The sequence below is a fragment of the Rhodopseudomonas boonkerdii genome, from assembly GCF_021184025.1.
Lineage (GTDB): Bacteria > Pseudomonadota > Alphaproteobacteria > Rhizobiales > Xanthobacteraceae > Tardiphaga > Tardiphaga boonkerdii.
On the sequence record NZ_CP036537.1, the window covers coordinates 3,010,407 to 3,027,732 of the forward strand.

At 61.9% G+C, this 17,326-nt stretch carries 12 protein-coding genes and 2 tRNA genes; 9 read left to right on the forward strand and 5 right to left on the reverse strand.

The features are described from left to right. The first annotated feature begins 2 nt into the window (after positions 1-2). Entirely contained in the window at positions 3-749 is a 747-nt protein-coding gene (locus tag E0H22_RS13835; protein ID WP_283818723.1) for an amino acid ABC transporter ATP-binding protein, read from the forward strand. 139 nt (positions 750-888) lie between these two features. Here E0H22_RS13835 and E0H22_RS13840 read toward each other — a convergent pair whose 3' ends face one another. After that, the gene (locus tag E0H22_RS13840; protein WP_233021593.1) at positions 889-1,935 is read right to left on the reverse strand and encodes a cysteine synthase A; all 1,047 of its coding nucleotides are present in this window, start codon (positions 1,933-1,935) and stop codon (positions 889-891) included. Positions 1,936-2,060: 125 nt separating this feature from the next. After that, positions 2,061-3,305 carry an SAM-dependent methyltransferase gene (locus tag E0H22_RS13845; RefSeq protein WP_233021594.1) on the reverse strand — a complete coding sequence of 415 codons (1,245 nt, stop codon included), beginning with the start codon at positions 3,303-3,305 and terminating at the stop codon, positions 2,061-2,063. Between the two features lie 653 nt (positions 3,306-3,958). Here E0H22_RS13845 and E0H22_RS13850 point away from each other — a divergent pair. The 5 genes from E0H22_RS13850 to E0H22_RS13870 are packed head-to-tail and all read left to right on the forward strand — an operon-like array spanning position 3,959 to position 13,794. Beyond that, on the forward strand, positions 3,959-5,341 hold the full coding sequence (locus E0H22_RS13850) for an efflux transporter outer membrane subunit (protein WP_233026366.1): 1,383 nt from the start codon (positions 3,959-3,961) through the stop codon (positions 5,339-5,341). Further along, complete coding sequence (locus E0H22_RS13855; protein ID WP_233021595.1) at positions 5,331-6,716, forward strand: efflux RND transporter periplasmic adaptor subunit; 1,386 nt, start codon at positions 5,331-5,333, stop codon at positions 6,714-6,716. The genes E0H22_RS13850 and E0H22_RS13855 overlap by 11 nt, the downstream gene beginning before the upstream one ends. Positions 6,717-6,772: 56 nt before the next feature. Continuing rightward, positions 6,773-9,907 (forward strand): efflux RND transporter permease subunit, encoded by a 3,135-nt coding sequence (locus E0H22_RS13860; protein WP_233021596.1) that lies wholly within the window; start codon positions 6,773-6,775, stop codon positions 9,905-9,907. Continuing rightward, positions 9,907-13,017: an efflux RND transporter permease subunit gene (locus tag E0H22_RS13865; protein ID WP_233021597.1), complete on the forward strand. Its 3,111-nt coding sequence runs from the start codon at positions 9,907-9,909 to the stop codon at positions 13,015-13,017. The genes E0H22_RS13860 and E0H22_RS13865 overlap by 1 nt, the downstream gene beginning before the upstream one ends. Positions 13,018-13,062: 45 nt before the next feature. Further along, positions 13,063-13,794, forward strand: coding sequence for a tRNA-uridine aminocarboxypropyltransferase (locus E0H22_RS13870; RefSeq protein WP_233021598.1), 732 nt, complete (start codon positions 13,063-13,065; stop codon positions 13,792-13,794). Positions 13,795-13,858: 64 nt separating this feature from the next. Here E0H22_RS13870 and E0H22_RS13875 read toward each other — a convergent pair. From E0H22_RS13875 to E0H22_RS13885, 3 genes are all read right to left on the reverse strand, one after another. Then, positions 13,859-13,932, reverse strand: a tRNA-Cys gene (locus E0H22_RS13875). Between the two features lie 92 nt (positions 13,933-14,024). Then, the gene (locus E0H22_RS13880) at positions 14,025-14,204 is read right to left on the reverse strand and encodes a hypothetical protein (RefSeq protein WP_233021599.1); all 180 of its coding nucleotides are present in this window, start codon (positions 14,202-14,204) and stop codon (positions 14,025-14,027) included. A gap of 213 nt (positions 14,205-14,417) precedes the next feature. After that, on the reverse strand, positions 14,418-14,606 hold the full coding sequence (locus E0H22_RS13885; RefSeq protein WP_233021600.1) for a hypothetical protein: 189 nt from the start codon (positions 14,604-14,606) through the stop codon (positions 14,418-14,420). 278 nt (positions 14,607-14,884) lie between these two features. Here E0H22_RS13885 and E0H22_RS13890 point away from each other — a divergent pair. The 3 genes from E0H22_RS13890 to E0H22_RS13900 all read left to right on the forward strand — a co-directional run bounded on the left by E0H22_RS13890 (position 14,885) and on the right by E0H22_RS13900 (position 17,321). Next, positions 14,885-14,959 (forward strand) — tRNA-Asn (locus tag E0H22_RS13890). A gap of 150 nt (positions 14,960-15,109) precedes the next feature. Beyond that, positions 15,110-15,691: a protein-L-isoaspartate O-methyltransferase family protein gene (locus E0H22_RS13895; RefSeq protein WP_233021601.1), complete on the forward strand. Its 582-nt coding sequence runs from the start codon at positions 15,110-15,112 to the stop codon at positions 15,689-15,691. 238 nt (positions 15,692-15,929) lie between these two features. After that, on the forward strand, positions 15,930-17,321 hold the full coding sequence (locus E0H22_RS13900; RefSeq protein ID WP_233021602.1) for a TolC family outer membrane protein: 1,392 nt from the start codon (positions 15,930-15,932) through the stop codon (positions 17,319-17,321). Positions 17,322-17,326 lie beyond the last annotated feature (5 nt).

Consider the following 17,326-nt stretch of genomic DNA (forward strand, 5'->3'; position numbering starts at 1 on the left):
CAATGGGCGCAAGCGCAAATCCCATCGTCGGCATCGATGGCCTCAACAAGTGGTTCGGCGACTTTCATGTCCTGCGCGACATCGATCTCAACGTCGGCGCCGGCGAGCGCATCGTGATCTGCGGGCCGTCGGGCTCGGGCAAATCGACGCTGATCCGCTGCATCAATGCGCTGGAGGAATTTCAGGAAGGCCGCATCACCGTTGACGGCATCGAACTCGGCCCCAACCTGCGCCGTGTCGATGGCATCCGCCGCGAGGTCGGCATGGTGTTCCAGAGTTTCAATCTGTTCCCGCATCTCACTGTGCTGGAGAACTGCACGCTGGCGCCGATCTTCGTGCGGCATATGTCGAAGAAAGATGCCGAAGCCGCGGCGATGAAATATCTCGAACGCGTGCGCATTCCCGACAAGGCGCATGCCTATCCCGGCCAGCTCTCCGGCGGCCAACAGCAGCGCGTCGCGATCGCCCGGGCGCTGACGATGAATCCGAAGGTGATGTTGTTCGACGAGCCGACCTCGGCGCTCGACCCCGAGATGGTGAAGGAAGTGCTCGACACCATGGTCGATCTCGCCGACGAGGGGATGACCATGCTCGTGGTGACACATGAGATGGGCTTTGCGCGTCAGGTCGCTGACCGGATCGTGTTCATGGATTCCGGACAGATCATCGAAGTGAACAAGCCCGCGGCGTTCTTCGACCATCCGCAGCACGAACGGACGAAGCTGTTTTTGGGCCAGATATTGCGGTGACGTATCCGCCCCTCATGGTGAGGAGGCGCGAAGCGCCGTCTCGAACCACGAGTTGGCTTAGCTGCAACCGAGCCTGCGGCTATCCTTCGAGACGCCGCGCCTTGCGCGGCTCCTCAGGATGAGGGCGGAGTGTGGTGGCTTACACCTTCTCGAACGGCACTTGGATGTCGCTCTTGCGCTCCAGCCATTCCGGCACCGGCAGGTTCTTGCTGCGCATGAAGGCCGGGTTGAACAGCTTCGACTGATAGCGCCCGCCGGAATCGCACAGGATCGTGACGATCGTCTTGCCGGGACCAAGCTGCTTGGCGAGACGGATCGCCCCGGCGATATTGACGCCGCTGGAGCCGCCGAGGCAGAGGCCTTCATGTTCAGCCAGATCGTAGATGACGGCCACAGCCTCTTCGTCGGAGATCAGGAATGCGTCGTCAACGGCGGCTTTGGCCTGCTGAGCGATCGGCGTGATGCGGCCAAGGCCGATGCCTTCGGTGATCGATCCGCCATCGGACGCCTTGGCTTCGCCGGTCTTGAAATAGCTGTACATGGCGGCGCCATGCGGATCGGCGCAGCCGATCACAACGTCCTTGTTCTTTTCCTTCAGATAGGTGCTTGTGCCGGCAAGGGTGCCGCCGCTACCCACAGCGCAGATGAAGCCATCGATCTTGCCGTTGGTCTGTTGCCAGATCTCAGGTCCCGTGGACTCGTAATGCGCCTTGGCGTTGTCGAGATTGTTCCACTGATCGCCGAACAGCACACCATTCGGTTCGGTCTTGCGCAGCTGATCGGCCAGCCGTTTGCCGACATGCTGGAATTGGTTCGGATTGGAATAGGGAACGACGGGCACTTCGATCAGCTCGGCGCCCGCGAGCTTCAGCATGTCCTTCTTTTCCTGGCTCTGCGAGTCCGGGATGACGATCATCGTCCGATAGCCGCGCGCACTGGCCACCACAGCAAGACCGATGCCGGTGTTGCCGGCGGTGGACTCCACCACCAGGCCGCCCGGCTTCAGGTCGCCGCGCTTCTCGGCTTCGAGGATCATCCATTTGCCAGCGCGGTCCTTCACCGATTGGCCGGGATTCATGAACTCCGCCTTGCCGAGAATGGTGCAGCCGGTGAGTTCGGAGGCGCGCTTCAGCTTGATCAGGGGCGTGTTGCCGATGGCCTCGACGACGTCTTTGTTGAAAATCATAGGCCTGCGTTTCTCGAAGAGGTTGACGGTGCTGAATTCAACCTAGTGAAGGCAGCGAGGTCATACAAGAGAAGCGCGGGCAGTGCAGGGCGGCGTGCGCGGGACGATCTCTCGGGGGAGGCGTCCTATTTCGCTTTTGCGAAGACCACCTGACGCACGTCGATATTCCCAGACAAGAAACCGGCCTCGCAATAGGCGAGGTAGTATTCCCACAAACGACGGAAGCGGTCGTCGAAACCCAGGCCGGTGAGATTCGGCCAGGCGGCACGGAAATTGTCTCTCCACACGGACAGCGTCCTGGCATAATCCAGCCCGAAAATACGCTCGCGGATGACGGGTACACTGAAACGTTCGCCAAGCGATTTCAGGATGTCCGGCGATGGCAACATGCCGCCGGGAAATACGTAGCGCTGGATGAAATCCACTTCGCTGCGATAAGACTTGAAGAATTTGTCCTGGATGGTGATGGCCTGAATGCCGGCAAGGCCACCAGGCAGGAGGCGGTCGCGGATTTGCGAGAAATAGCGCGGCCAGAATTGTTCTCCGACGGCCTCGATCATCTCGATCGACGCGATGCGGTCATAGAGGCCGCGCTCGTCACGATAGTCCTGGAAACGGATTTCGACCTTGTCGGCAAGGCCGGCGGCCTGAATGCGCTTCCGCGCGAAATCACGTTGCTCGGTGCTGATGGTGAGGCCGACCACGCGGGCATCACAGTGCTTTGCCGCATATTCGGCGAAGCCGCCCCAGCCGCAACCGATCTCCAGCACTTTCTGGCCGGGCCTGAGGTCGATGGCTTCCGCGAGCCGGCGATATTTGTTGTGCTGAGCCGCGGCAAGATCCTGCGTGCCGTCTTCGAAGATCGCGGACGAGTAGGTCATGCTGGGGTCGAGCCAGGCCGAATAGAACGCGTTGCCGATATCGTAATGGGCGTAAATGTTCTTGCGCGCCTGCCGCTTGGTGTTGCGGTTGAACCAGTGGCGCACCACCTGCACCAGCCGCATCACCGGATTGTTGCCGAGCATCGACTGGATCAGGTCGTGATTGACGCAGAAAAGGTAGAGGAATTGCGTGAGGTCGGGGGTGTCCCAATCGCCATGCAGATAGGCCTCGGCAATACCGATATCGCCGCCATTGATCAGGCGAGACGCGAAGGCATAGCTGTGCACCGTCATTTCCGCGGCGGGGCCCGGTTCCCGACCCCCGAGTCGGTAGCGGCGGCCGTTCGGTAAGGTGACATCAAGCGTGCCGCGTGTCAGATGCGCACCAAAGCCGAGCGCCATACGAACGATCCTGGGTAGGTCTGCCAGAGTGCGCGCCGCATTTTCCGGGGTGACGCTTTCAGGAACGTTCAAAGTAAGCTCAGACATGCGTATCCGCCGTCGAAGTTTGCGTTGTGCGTTGCGATAATTCTCAGCGTACTGATGACTTTGCGGAAATATAAGCGCGGCTTTGTCCGCTCGCCAAGCCGGTATTTCCGTCATGACCTCAAGGGACAAGACCTGCGCCTTGGAAACTCAGCCGCGCGACCGCGGCGCGCTCCGACGGCTGTGGAAAGTCGAGCCCTTCGCCGATGGAATGGCGACAGGGCGTTGTGCTTCGAATCAAGCCGAAGCTTCGCAGGAGAAACATCCGGCGAGGCGGGAAAAATTCGGCAGCAATATTGTGACACATGAAATCTTCGTAAGCCAGGAGGCGCGGCACCGTTGCTTACAATCGGAATAGGCTGATGAAATAGGGGAATCTGTGCAAATTGAAGGGGCGTTACGCGCTTGGGGTGGCGAGGTCGGCTGGCACGTTCCTACACCGAAGAACACTGTCCGAGACATCCGCGGACGGCTAGAATGACCTTCGTTTCATTGTCCTCGCATCACCCGGTGAACGTGTCGCAGTCTGCCTCCACTAACGTCCGGATCCCCAGTATTTCGCGGGGGTGCCGGGCCAAGACGATCTGGTCGCTGCAGTGACCGGCGCGTTGTCGCGAATCATTGGGCGCGCACTCGCGGTGTTCGGAATCGCCGCGATGTCTGGCGGCTGCATGCTGACCTCGGATCTGCCGAATCCGGCTCTGGATATCCCTCCTGCTTATCGAGAGGCCGGAACCGCACGGGGCGCTGCGACGCCGTCGCTGGACTGGTGGCGAGGCTTCCGCTCTGCGGAGCTGACCCAGCTGATGGAAGAGGCTCAAACCGTCAATCTCGATATCGCTGCCGCGGTGGCGCGAATCCGGCAGGCGGACGCGCAAGCGCGAATCACCGGTGCCGCCTTGCTGCCGACCCTGAGCGCGGGTGGTCAGGAGACCTACTCCCGGACTTCGGGATCGAGCGCCAGCGGCCTTTCGATTGGTGGTCGCGAGGTGACGAATTTCTCCGCCTCGCTGTCGGCGAGTTATCAGCTGGATTTCTGGGGCAAGAACCGCGATGCGGCGCTGGCGGCCGAGGAAACGGCGAATGCCAGCCGGTTCGATCGTGAAACCGTCGCGCTGACCACGCTCGCCGCCGTCGCCAATGCCTATTTTCAGGTGCTGGCCTCGCAGGACCGCATCCGCACCGCCCAGCGCAACATCGCCAGCGCGCAACGAATTCTTGACGCGATCAAGCAACGCTTCAGCGCCGGGACGGGGACTGAACTGGATGTCGCCCAGCAGGAGAGTATCCTTGCCAACCAGCGCGCCGCGGTGCCGCCGCTGCGGACCACGCTGGCGCAGAACGTCAACGCGCTGGCCACGCTGGTGTCGCGCCCGCCGGAGAGTGTCCGGGTCGCCGGTGGCTCGCTCAACAGGATTGTCGCGCCGCGAGTGACGCCGGGGATTCCATCGGAACTGCTCACCCAGCGGCCGGACATCCGCCGGCAGGAATCGCGGCTCGCTTCGGCGACCGCCAATGTGGGCAGCGCGCGTGCGCAATTTTTCCCGACCATCTCGCTGACCGGCTCTGGCGGCTATCAGAGCTCGGCCCTGGTGGCGCTGTTCAATCCCAACGCGGCCTTTTTCAGCCTGGTTGGCGGCCTGACCCAGCCGATCTTTGACGGCGGCGTGATCAAGGGCAATTTCGAGTTGACTCAGGCGCAGCAGGATGAGCTGCTGCAGACCTACCGCAAAACAGTCGTCTCCGCCTTTGCCGACGTCGACAATGCTCTGGTGGCGATCCGGCAGGCCACGGCGCGGTTGCGGCTGCAGCGCGAGGTCGTCCGCGCCTCGCGGCGGGCCTTCGAACTGTCGGAACAGCAGTTGCGGGCTGGAACCGCTGACATCGTAACTGTGCTAAACACCCAGCTGACATTGTTCCAGGCCGAGGACACCCTGTCCCAGGCCCAATTGGCGCAGTTGCAGGCCATCGTCAGCCTGTATCAGGCCCTTGGCGGCGGCTGGGAGCCGAAAATGGAAAGACCGGTCAATGCTCTTTAAACCGGATATTAAAGCCGCCAGTGACGGCGTGACGAAGGTCGCCGGCAAGGCGCGGCGCCGCGTGGTCTCGATCACCGTGACGCTGCTGATCCTCGGCGGCCTCGGCTATATCGGATGGCGGGCGATGCAACCGCAACAGGGGGGCGATTCCCGCCGCGGCGGCTTCCGTCCCGACATGATGACCGTACCGGTATTGGCGGCGACGCCGAAGATCGAGGATGTACCTGTTTATCTCGACGGCGTCGGCGCGGTACGCGCGCTCAACAACGTGACCGTGCGCGCGCAGGTCGATGGCAAGCTGATCAAGGTCAATTTCAAGGAAGGTCAGGACGTCAAAGCCGGCGACGTTCTCGCCGAAATAGACCCTGTGCTCTACAAGGCGCTCTACGATCAGGCTGTCGCCAAGAAGGCGCAGGACGAGGCCACACTGGCCAACAGCAGGCTGGACCTGATCCGCTACGAACAACTGGCCCAATCGAATGCCGGCTCCAAGCAACAGGCCGACACGCAGCGCGCCCTCGTTGCGCAGCAGGAAGCGCTCGTGAAGGCCGACCAGGCCGCCATCGACAACGCCGCGGCTACGCTGAGCTACACGAAGATCATCGCGCCGCTATCCGGCCGTGCTGGCCTGCGTCAGGTGGATCAGGGCAATATCATACATGCCTCTGACACCACGGGCCTCGTGGTGATCACACAGCTGCAGCCGATCGCCGTGCTGTTCAGCCTACCGCAGCAGCAGATCACGCGCGCCAACGCCGCCGCCGCCAAGGGAACCTTGTCCGTGGATGTGTTCGGCAATGACGGCGTCACGGTGATCGACACCGGTACGCTGACCGGCATCGACAATCAGGTCGATCCGACCACCGGTACCGTGAAACTGAAGGCTGAATTTCCGAACCCGAATTATCAGCTCTGGCCCGGCCAGTTCGTCAATGTTCGCCTTAAGGTCGATACATTGAAGGATGCCATGGTGGTGCCGACCTCCGCCGTGCAGCGCGGTCCCGCCGGCACGTTCAGCTACGTGATCGGGGAGGGCGATATCGTCAAGGCCGTGCCAGTGACGGTGACCCAGCAGAATGAACTGTCGGCGGTGATCGCCAAGGGGCTCTCCGTGAGCGACCGCGTGGTCACCACCGGCTTTGCCAATCTATCTGACGGCGCCAAGGTAAGCGTGGGCACCAATACAGGCGAACCGACGGCCGATCTCGCGCCGCGCAAACGCAGCGGCAGCAAGGGGGGCGATGCCGGTGAACGCCGCAGCAAACGCGGGCAGGGCCAGCAGCATGGCGCCGACGGCAATCCATCGGCGCCGATGGGGCAGACCGCCCCGGCTGCAGGTCAGAGCAACGCGCCGCAGGGAGCGAAGCAACCATGATTCCTCGCATGAACGGCCGTCGTGCCTGATGGCGCGGCAGTGAAGAGCGCACCGACATGAGTGTCTCCGAACCCTTCATCCGCCGTCCTATCGCCACCTCCCTGATCGGCGTGGCGCTGTTGATCGGCGGCCTGCTCGGCTACTTTGCGTTACCGGTCTCGGCGCTGCCACAGGTCGATTTTCCGACCGTTCAGGTCTCGACACAATTGCCGGGCGCGAGCCCTGAGGTGACGGCATCGCTGATCACGGCGCCGCTGGAGCGGCAGCTCGGGCAGATTCCGTCGCTGGTGTCGATGACCTCGACCAGCTCATACGGTGTCAGTCAGATCTCGCTGCAATTCGATCTCAACCGGGACATCGACGGCGCCACGCAGGATGTGCAGGCGGCCATCAATGCGGCGGCCGGTGTGCTGCCGCGCAACCTGCCTTACCCGCCCGTCTACGCGAAGGTGAATCCGGCTGACGCGCCGGTGATGACGCTCGCTCTGACATCCGACACTATCTCGCTGCGCGCCATGAGCGACCTGTCGGATACGTTGCTCGGACAGCGCCTCAGCCAGATTTCCGGCGTCGGCAAGGTCGGGGTGCTCGGTGGTCTCAAACCGGCAATCCGCGTGCAGGCCGATCTGGCGCGGCTCGCAGCCTATGGCATCGCGATGGAAGATCTGCGAACGGCTATCGCCGGCGCCAATGTCTCCGGCCCCAAGGGCTCGCTCGACGGACCCCAGCAGGCCTATACGATCGCCGCCAACGACCAGATCGTCGTCGCTGACGCATACAAGCCGATTATCATCGCCTATCGCAACGGGGCGCCTGTCACCATCGGCGATGTCGCCCAGATCGTAGACGGCCTTGAAAACGACCGCACCGGCGGTTGGTATCAGGGAACACCCGCTGTGATCATCGAGATCCAGCGGCAGCCCGGCGCTAACGTGATCGAGGTGGTCAGGCAGATCCGCGAGGAAATCCCCAAGGTCCAGCGGCTGATGCCGGCAGGCGTCAAGCTGACCATCGTCAGTGACCGCACGGTGACGATCCGGGCGTCGGTGCACGATGTGCAGTTTACTCTGGTGCTGGCCGTCATTCTCGTCACGCTGGTGGTTTTGCTGTTCCTGCGGTCGCTGCGCGCCACTTTGATCGCCGGCGTGGCGCTGCCGCTTTCGTTGATCACTTCTTTCGGCGTGATGTATTTCGCCGGCTTCAGCCTCGACAATCTCTCGCTGATGGCGCTCACCATCGGCACCGGCTTCGTCGTCGATGATGCCATCGTGATGATCGAGAACATCGTCCGCCATATGGAGGAGGGCGAGAGCCCCATGCAGGCGGCGCTGAAAGGCGCCAGCGAAATCGGCTTCACGGTGATCTCGCTCACGGTCTCGCTGATCGCGGTGTTCATTCCGCTGTTGTTCATGTCGGGCCTCGTCGGCCGCATGTTCCGCGAGTTCGCGCTAACACTCACCATTGCTGTGGTGATGTCCGCCGTTGTGTCGCTAACGCTGACGCCGATGATGTGCTCGCGGTTGCTCAAGAACGTGCATGACGAATGGCAGGTCCCGGGCCTCGCCGCCGTCAGCCGCGGTATCGACCGAATGGTGGCGTTCTATCACCGCACATTGCTTTGGGTGATGAAGCATCAACCGGCGACACTGGTGGTGACCTTCATCACCATTGCGGCGACTCTCGGGCTCTATGTCATCGCACCGAAGGGATTTCTGCCGCTGCAAGATACGGCCTCGATCACCGCCGTAACCGAAGCCGGGCCTGACGTGTCTTTTGCCGAGATGAAGAATCGTCAAGGCGAAGTGGCTGCAATCATCCAGGTCGATCCCGATGTGGCCGGGGTGGTCTCAGTGATCGGCGGCGGTTCGGTCAATCCGACCACGAATGTCGGTCGCCTGGTGATGACGCTGAAGCCGCTCGGCGAGCGCAAGGACAATATCGTCAAGGTTATCGATCGGCTCAAGGAACGTGTCGCAACCGTTCCCGGCATGACGGTCTATTTTCAGCCAGTGCAGGATATTCAGATCAGCACGTCCTCCAGCCGATCGCAGTATCAGTATACGTTGACCGGAACCGATGCGGCTGAAGTCACCGAGTGGTCGCAGCGCCTGGTGAAGGAGTTGCGCGGCGATCCGATGTTCCGCGATGTCTCGTCGGAGGCGGCCGTAGGTGGCTTGCGTGCTGCGCTCGATATCGACCGGCAGCGCGCCGGACAACTCGGCGTCAATCTGCAGGCCATCAATGACACCTTGAACGACGCCTTCGCGCAGAGGCAGATTTCCACGATCTATGGCCAGTCGAACCAGTATCGTGTGGTGCTCGAAGCCTTGCCGTCGCAGCAGCGCGATCCCGGCGTGCTGTCGAAGCTCTATCTGCCCGGTGCCAGCAACGGGACCACGAACGCACAGGTGCCGCTATCTGCTGTCGCGACGTTGACCCGGACGACGGCGCCGCTCGCCATCTCGCATCAGGCGCAGTTCCCGGCGGTGTCGCTCAGTTTCAATCTCGCTCCGGGCGAATCCCTCGGCAATGCCGTCGAGGAAGTGAAGAAGATCGAGATGCAGATCGGCATGCCCACGAGTATCGTCGGCATGTTCTCGGGTGACGCGGCCGAATTCTCGAAATCGCTGGCTGGACAACCTTGGCTGATCCTCGCCGCCATCGTTACGATCTATATCGTGCTCGGCGTTCTCTATGAGAGCTACATCCACCCGATCACCATTCTTTCGACGCTGCCGTCGGCCGGCGTCGGCGCCATTCTTGCGCTGATGTTGTGCGGTCAGGACCTCTCGGTGATCGGCCTGATCGGCATCATCCTCCTGATGGGCATCGTCAAGAAGAACGCCATTATGATGATCGACTTCGCCCTCGATGCCGAACGCGAGCGCGGCATGGCGCCGGAGGCGGCCATCGTCGAGGCCTGCCTGCTGCGTTTCCGCCCCATCATGATGACGACATTGGCTGCCCTGTTCGGCGCGTTGCCGCTGGCCGTTGAAAGCGGCACGGGCTCCGAGCTGCGTTTCCCGCTCGGCGTCTCCATCATCGGTGGCCTGCTTCTCAGCCAATTGTTGACGCTCTACACCACGCCGGTGATCTATCTCGCACTGGATCGTATCAGCCTGCGATTCCGACGCCCGTCATCGCCTGTCGCCGGAGCGGCAGGAACAGCCGAGGCAGGAGGGTCGTCCTAGTGGCGATCTCGATCTCCGAGCCGTTCATCCGCAGGCCCGTCGGCACCACGCTGTTGGCGATCGGCCTGTTTCTGCTCGGTCTGGTCGCCTATGGCGTGCTGCCCGTAGCGGCAACGCCCAATGTCGATTTCCCGATGATCTTCGTGCAGGCCACCCGCCCCGGTGCCGATCCTGCCATCATGGCGTCGACCGTCGCAGCACCGCTGGAGCGGCGGCTCGGCATCATTGCGGGCCTCGATCAGATCACGTCGACGAGTTCGCTGGGATCGACACGCATCCAGCTTCAATTTGCCATCGGCCGCGATGTCGATCGGGCTGCGCGCGACGTCCAGGCGGCGATCAATGCGTCCATGGCCGATCTGCCGACCGACCTGCCGACCATGCCGACATTCCGCAAGGCTAACCCGTCGGCTGCGCCGGTGTTCATCCTCGCACTGACATCGAAGACCATGTCGGCTGCTGCGATGTATGACGTAGCCGATACGGTGTTGGTGCAGCGCATCGCGCAGGTGCCGGGAGTGGGAGAGGTGACGGCCAGCGGGGCGGATCAGCCCGCCGTGCGCATCCAGCTCAATCCGGTTGCGCTCTCCAATGCCGGCATCGCGACCGAAGACGTACGCACCGCCATCGTCAATGCCAATCCGCTGGGTCCTGTCGGCATTTTCCAAGGATCGCGGCAGAGCGAAACGATCTCGATGAATCCGCAGATGCGGACCGCGGAGGAATTCCGCGAGATCATGATCAAGAGCTCGAACGGCAGTTTTTTGCGCCTTTCCGATGTGGCCGATGTGCGGGATGCCACGCGCAACAGCCGTTCGGTCGCCTGGTTCAACAAGCAACCGGCGGTGCTGATCCAGATCACCAAGCAGGGTAACGCCAATGTCATCGACACTGTGGATCGTGTGAAGGCGCTGATTCCGGATCTGAAGCAGTGGATTCCTGCCGGCATCGAGATCTCGGTGCTCACCGACCGCACCGGCACCATCCGCGCCAGCGTTGAGGACATGGAATGGACTCTGTTGGCTACCGCGATCCTGGTGATGGCCGTGGTGTTCGTGTTCGTTCGCCGCGGCGTGCCAACGATCGCCGCCGGCATCTCCGTCCCGCTGTCGCTGGCCGGCACTCTGGCCTGCATGTGGCTGGCCGGATTTTCGATCAACAATCTGTCACTGATGGCGCTGGCGATCTCTGTCGGCTTCGTCGTCGACGACGCCATCGTCATGATCGAGAACATGTATCGGAATCTCGAAGAAGGCATGACGCCGATGCAAGCGGCGCTGGAAGGTGCCAGGCAGATCGGATTCACAGTGGTCTCCATCAGCCTGTCGCTGATCGCCGCGTTCATTCCGCTGCTGTTCATGGATGGCCTGGTGGGGCGCCTGCTGCGCGAATTCTCTCTGACCTTGACCTTTTCGATTGTGGTCTCGACGTTAGTGTCGCTCACGGTGACGCCGATGATCTGCGCACAATATATCCGCGCGAAGATGTCATCTTCGGAGACACGATTCGATCGCCTCGTCGAGGGTGGACTTTCCCGCGTCATCGGATTCTACGAACGCACGCTTCACATCGTGCTCGACTTCCCGTTTATGACGCTACTCGTGTTTTTCGCCACCATCGCGCTGACGGTGACGCTTTACGTCAAGACGCCGAAGGGCTTTTTCCCGGAGGACGACAGCGGTTTCGTCATCGGCGCGACTCGTGCGTCGGCGGATGTGTCGTTTCAGGCCATGCTCGGTCTGCAGCAGAAGCTGGCCGACATCGTTCTGTCCGATCCCGATGTCGCGAGCATCGGCTCATCGCTCGGCGGCACTGGAGGCCCTGGGGGCGGCGGCGCCAATCGCGGCACCATGTTCATTGCGCTGAAGCCGCCGGATGAACGCGTCAACAACGCCTCGACCAATGATGTCATCAATCGTTTGCGGCCCAAGCTGAGCGCGCTGCCTGGCATCCGCCTGTTCATGTTCGCCGCGCAGGATTTGCGTGCCGGTGGGCGCCAGAGCGACTCCAACTATCAGTACACGCTGACCTCCAGCAATCTCGATCTCCTGAACAAATGGGCACCGCTGGTCGGCAAGCGGTTGGAGAGCGTCGAGGGAATCACCGATGTCTCGAGCGATCGCGATCCCGGCGGTCTGCAATTGACCTTGCAGATCGACCGTAAGCTCGCCTCGAGTCTCGGCGTCGATGTTTCGGATATCGACAACGCGCTCAATAATGCTTTTTCGCAGCGGCAGATCTCGACGATCTACACCCAGCGCAACCAGTACAAGGTGATCCTGGAGATCGACAGCAAATTTCAGAACGATCCGTCGGACCTCGACCGCATCTATGTGGCCGGTGCCAATGGCGCGCAGGTGCCGCTGTCAGCGATCGTGAAAATGACGCGTACACTGTCGCCGCTGGCCGTCTATCACTCGCAATCGATGCCGTCGACGACGGTGTCGTTCAATACGTTGCCGGGCGTGCAGCTCGATTCTGTGACCGCGGCTATCCAGCGCGCGGTCGACGAACTGCACATGCCGGAAGGCATCCGCGGTGGCTTCGATGGCAATGCCGGCGACTTCAACAAGACCGCCGGCCGTCAACCGCTGCTGATCCTCGGCGCCTTGATCGCGATGTATATCGTGCTCGGCGTGCTCTACGAGAGCCTGATGCATCCATTGACGATCATCTCGACGCTGCCGTCGGCGGGGCTGGGGGCGTTGCTGGCGCTGCAGATCACCAACACCCCGCTGACGGTGATCGCCTTTGTTGGCATCATTCTCCTGATCGGCATCGTCAAGAAGAACGGCATCATGCTGGTGGATTTCGCACTCGAAGCCGAACGCCAGCGCGACCTGTCGCCGGCGGATGCGATTTTCGAAGCCTGTCGTGCGCGGTTCCGCCCGATCCTCATGACCTCGCTGGCGGCCGCCTTTGCAGCCATTCCGCTGGTGGTCGCCACCGGGCCGGGCACCGAACTGCGCCGCCCGCTGGGCATCACCATCATCGGCGGCCTGTTCGTGTCGCAGATCCTGACGCTCTACACGACGCCGGTGATCTACTTGCTGATCGACCGGCTGCGGAACAGATACCGGTCGCAACCGCATCCGGTGCCGGCCGAATAACGCAGCGGCTGTTGAAGCCGGCACGTCCGCGGCGTATAGCGGGCGATGTCCAGCAACCAAGAAATCCCGCGCGGCGATCTCGTCGAGATCCCGGAATGTCCGCATTGCCAGAAGCCGGTGCCGCTGTGCATCTGCGACAGCATTGAGCCTGTCGACAGCAAGGTCGAGCTGCTCATCCTGCAGCATCCGCAGGAGCAGGACAGGGCGCTCGGCACTGCTCGCGTCGCCGCCCGGCATTTCGAGAACGCGCAAGTGCGCGTCGGCCTGTCATGGCCGAGCCTGTCAAAAATTCTCGGCCGCACCGTCGATCCCGTGCGTTGGGCGATCCTCTATCTCGGCTCGGCGAAGGTCTCGGATTACGATACCGACCTCGACATTCTCGCCATCGACCGTAAGGGCCAGGCGGAGGTCAATCAGAAGGCGCTGCTGCGCGATATCGAGGGCGTGATCCTGCTGGACGGTACCTGGAGCCAGGCCAAGGCACTGTGGTGGCGCAATGCCTGGATGCTGAAATGCCAACGTGTGATCCTGGGGCCCGCCGCGCCATCGCTTTATGGCAAGCTGCGCAAGGAACCGCGCAAGGACGGCCTGTCCACCATCGAGGCGGCGGGCATGGTGTTGTCGGCGCTGCAGAAGCGGCCGCAAATCGCAGAAGCGCTCAATGCGAGCTTCGAGCGGATGCTGGCGCGGTATCGCGAAGTGCAGTCCGAGATTCCGGAGCTCGCCCCCAAGCCAAAGCCGAAGCGCGATTGGCGGCGCCGTGGCAAGAAGAAGTGACCGGGCAGGGCGAAAGCCCGTCCGGATGCCGTCGATTGCGATCTTAAGTCATTGATTGGATTGATGGAGGCCACGTCGGGAATCGAACCCGAATAAACGGTTTTGCAGACCGGCGCGTAACCATTCCGCCACATGGCCCCATAATGGGTTAGTTACAGACCGTTCGCCGTGAAGGCAATGCCCGGCTCAAATCTTTCACGGGTTCCCACAACACCGGCCTTCTCGGTAGGTCAGCAGGAGGCGTGCCAGCCGTCCGGGAAGGGAATATGTGGCCACGGGCCGTCATTGTCGTTCGCCGCTGTCGGAATCGGCGCGAGAAACATCATCTGGCTGCGGAAATCGTCCTCGATTTCGGCTTCGATCTCGATCCGGACTGCCTCCAGAATGTAATCGAACTCGGCTTCGCTCATCGTCAGAACTCCCTGTCTTCAGGGCAATTTGACGAAAAGCCTTTGTGGCGACGTTGAGCGGATCGCTCAAATTGTACCGATCCACTGCCCGAGATAGCGATGGTTGCCGAAACGTTACGACAACCCGGACATTTTTCAGAAGATCATCGGGGATGAGCAGCGGTTGCCGGAACGCACGCGCAGCTTATGGCGATGCGAATCGCACACTGTTGCTCAGATCTCGATGGGGACGGCGAGCCGGCCAATCAGAAGCGCGACCTCATCGAGATGGTCGTCGGCGTCGCGGTCGCGGTCATGGGTCTGCACCGCCGCAGCCAGACGGGAGAGACATTCGTCATCGCTGATGAAAGGCAGGGAGTTGATATCGGTTCGAAGTGCGCGATCGGTGTGCGTGGTGGCCATGAATCACCTCGTTCGATTCTGAATGGATGCCTGTTGTCAGGAACTCGAATTTTGCGATGCAATAGGTCGAAATGGCGACAGAGCGGGCCGATATGGCGGCTCGATCCGTCGTCAATATCGATGCAAGAACGAAGCCAGATTGCAAAAGATTTCGCGATTTCAGTAGTTTCCGAGAGTTTTCCCCGGCGATGACGATGAGATGAAACATTCCGCATTTCCCGCTTTCCAAGCCGGGATCGCTTTGTTATACGCTGCGCCACGCGACACGGTTCGCGTTTTCCCTGGTAGCTCAGCGGTAGAGCATTCGACTGTTAATCGAATGGTCGCTGGTTCGAATCCAGCCCGGGGAGCCATTCATATTCATCCCAGAAATCGATGCTTCCAGGACGATTTGCGAGCCAGTGCTCGCGTGTCATCTGTGCTTTTCCGCACCTTGCCCGCGGCATCGCGTTGCCGTAATTCCTGAACTTCGAGACCTTCCAGACTCACGCCAAGGGATTGCCATGTCCGATTTCTCCGCCGCTCGCCAGAAAATGGTCGATGGCCAGATCCGTCCGAGCGACGTCACCGATCTGCGCATCATCGACGCCATGCTGTCGGTGCCACGGGAGGAGTATGTGCCGGCGCATCTGCGCCCGATGGCCTATCTCGACCTGGATCTCGACATCAGTGCAGCCGGTGAAGCCGGTCGATTCCTGATCAAGCCGGTGGTCCTGGCGAAGATGCTGCAGGCCGCCGAACTCAAGGCCAGCGACAAGGTTCTCGTGGTCGGCTGCACTAGCGGCTATTCCGCGGCCGTGATCGGTAAGATCGTCGGCTCGGTGACCAATGCCGGCGTGGCAGGCAACGCCGCCAGTGGTCCCTATGACGTTATCGTGGTGGCCGGCGCAACGGAAGTCGCTCCGACCGGCCTCTATGGCCAGCTCGCCCCAGGCGGACGCCTGCTCGGCGTGTTCGCCCAGAGCAAGCCGCAGCGCGCCACCTTGGTGACCCATTCCCACGACGATTTCGGCTCCCGGCCGCTTTTCGATGCCGCAGCACCGGTGCTCCCGGGTCTCGAGCGGAAGGCTGAGTTCGTTTTCTGAGCCGACCGCCTGCGCGTTGGATCGTGTGTCCGGCCAAACGCGCATAGGGATGGCAATGGAAACTGCAAGTGTGGCTTGTATGTCCCAGCCGCCAAGTTTCCACCGCCAACTCGCCACGAGAGGTTCCGTCTCGCGCATGCGAGGCATATGGTGAGTGGAGACTCGCTAACGGACCTTACCCCTCCGGCCCCATCATCATGCGGCCGGAAAGGTGAGTGGCAAGAATGGATTACCAAGAATGGGCCGCGTAAAAGTTTCCACCGGCGCTGCTGTTGCGGCCTTGTTGTTGTCGCTCGCCGGCACGACACCGAGCCTCGCCGACACGATCGAGGCGGCACTTGTTCGCGCGTATCAGAACAATCCGCAGCTGAACGCCCAGCGAGCCTCTGTCCGCGCGACCGATGAAAACGTTCCGCAGGCGCTGTCCGGCTATCGTCCGAAGGTCGCGATCACCGCGAGCGGCGGCTACCAATACACGGATGCAGTGAGCTCGCTCGCCGGCCAGGCTGTTCCGCTTCACGGCGTGCAAGTGCCGCGTTCGGTCGGAGCGACGGTGACGCAGAGCCTGTATAACGGCAATCAGACGGCCAACCGCACCCGCGCAGCCGAAGGTCAGGTCTCGGCTGCACGCGAAGGTCTGCGCGTACTCGAGCAGACAGTGCTGCTGTCGGCTGCCACCATCTACATGGACTATCTGCGCGATGCGGCCGCGGTCGAGGTGCAGAAGAGCAACGTTCGCGTGCTCGAGCAGACGCTCAAACAGACCCGCGACCGCTTCAACGTCGGTGAAGTCACGCGCACCGACGTGGCGCAGTCCGAAGCCCAGCTGGCGGCAGGCCGCACGCAGCTACTGACTGCCGAATCGACGCTTACCACGACGCGCTCGAACTTCCGCCGCATCATCGGCAACGATCCGTCCGCATTGCAGGCCGGCTCGCCCGTCGATCGCTTCCTGCCGGCGTCGTTGCCGGCTGCCGTCGATCTGTCGCTGACTGAAAACCCAAACGTGACTTCGGCCATGTACGGCATCGACGTCAGCTTCCTGAACGTCAAGATCAACGAAGGCGCACTGTTCCCGTCGGTGACGCTGCAGGCCAGCGCGCAGCAGGGTTGGGAACAGTCGATCTCGCAGCCGCGCGGCTTCACGGCTGCTGCCATCGCCCAGGTCTCGGTGCCTGTCTATCAGGGCGGCGCAGAATACTCCCTGATCCGCCAATCCAAGGAAACGCTGGCGCAGCAGCGCCTCGCGCTCGAGCAGGTGCGCGACCAGACCCGAGCCAGCGTTGCACAGGCCTGGGGGCAGCTGCTCGCGGGCAGGGCGCAGGTCGCTTCGGCCCAGGCACAGGTGCAGGCTTCGGAAATCGCGCTGAATGGCGTGCGCGAGGAAGCCAAGGCCGGTCAGCGCACCACGCTTGACGTCCTCAACGCGCAGCAGGCGCTGGTGAATGCGCGCATCGCACTCGTCAACGCACAGCATGACCGCGTGGTGGCATCATATTCGGTGCTTAGCGCAGTCGGCCGGCTGTCACCGTCGGTGCTGAAGCTCAACACCAACGTCTATGATCCGAGTGTCCACTATCATCAGGTGCGCGATAGCTGGGCTGGCGTGCGCACGCCGGACGGTCGCTGAGTCGC

Excerpts from the sequence above, each read along its gene's own strand:
- E0H22_RS13845 (WP_233021594.1), bottom strand. The coding sequence starts at position 3,305 with ATGTCTGAGCTTACTTTGAACGTTCCTGAAAGCGTCACCCCGGAAAAT.
- E0H22_RS13885 (WP_233021600.1), bottom strand. The coding sequence starts at position 14,606 with ATGGCCACCACGCACACCGATCGCGCACTTCGAACCGATATCAACTCC.
- E0H22_RS13900 (WP_233021602.1), top strand. The coding sequence starts at position 15,930 with ATGGGCCGCGTAAAAGTTTCCACCGGCGCTGCTGTTGCGGCCTTGTTG.
- E0H22_RS13855 (WP_233021595.1), top strand. The coding sequence starts at position 5,331 with ATGCTCTTTAAACCGGATATTAAAGCCGCCAGTGACGGCGTGACGAAG.
- E0H22_RS13870 (WP_233021598.1), top strand. The coding sequence starts at position 13,063 with ATGTCCAGCAACCAAGAAATCCCGCGCGGCGATCTCGTCGAGATCCCG.
- E0H22_RS13835 (WP_283818723.1), top strand. The coding sequence starts at position 3 with ATGGGCGCAAGCGCAAATCCCATCGTCGGCATCGATGGCCTCAACAAG.
- E0H22_RS13850 (WP_233026366.1), top strand. The coding sequence starts at position 3,959 with ATGTCTGGCGGCTGCATGCTGACCTCGGATCTGCCGAATCCGGCTCTG.
- E0H22_RS13840 (WP_233021593.1), bottom strand. The coding sequence starts at position 1,935 with ATGATTTTCAACAAAGACGTCGTCGAGGCCATCGGCAACACGCCCCTG.
- E0H22_RS13895 (WP_233021601.1), top strand. The coding sequence starts at position 15,110 with ATGTCCGATTTCTCCGCCGCTCGCCAGAAAATGGTCGATGGCCAGATC.
- E0H22_RS13880 (WP_233021599.1), bottom strand. The coding sequence starts at position 14,204 with ATGAGCGAAGCCGAGTTCGATTACATTCTGGAGGCAGTCCGGATCGAG.
- E0H22_RS13860 (WP_233021596.1), top strand. The coding sequence starts at position 6,773 with ATGAGTGTCTCCGAACCCTTCATCCGCCGTCCTATCGCCACCTCCCTG.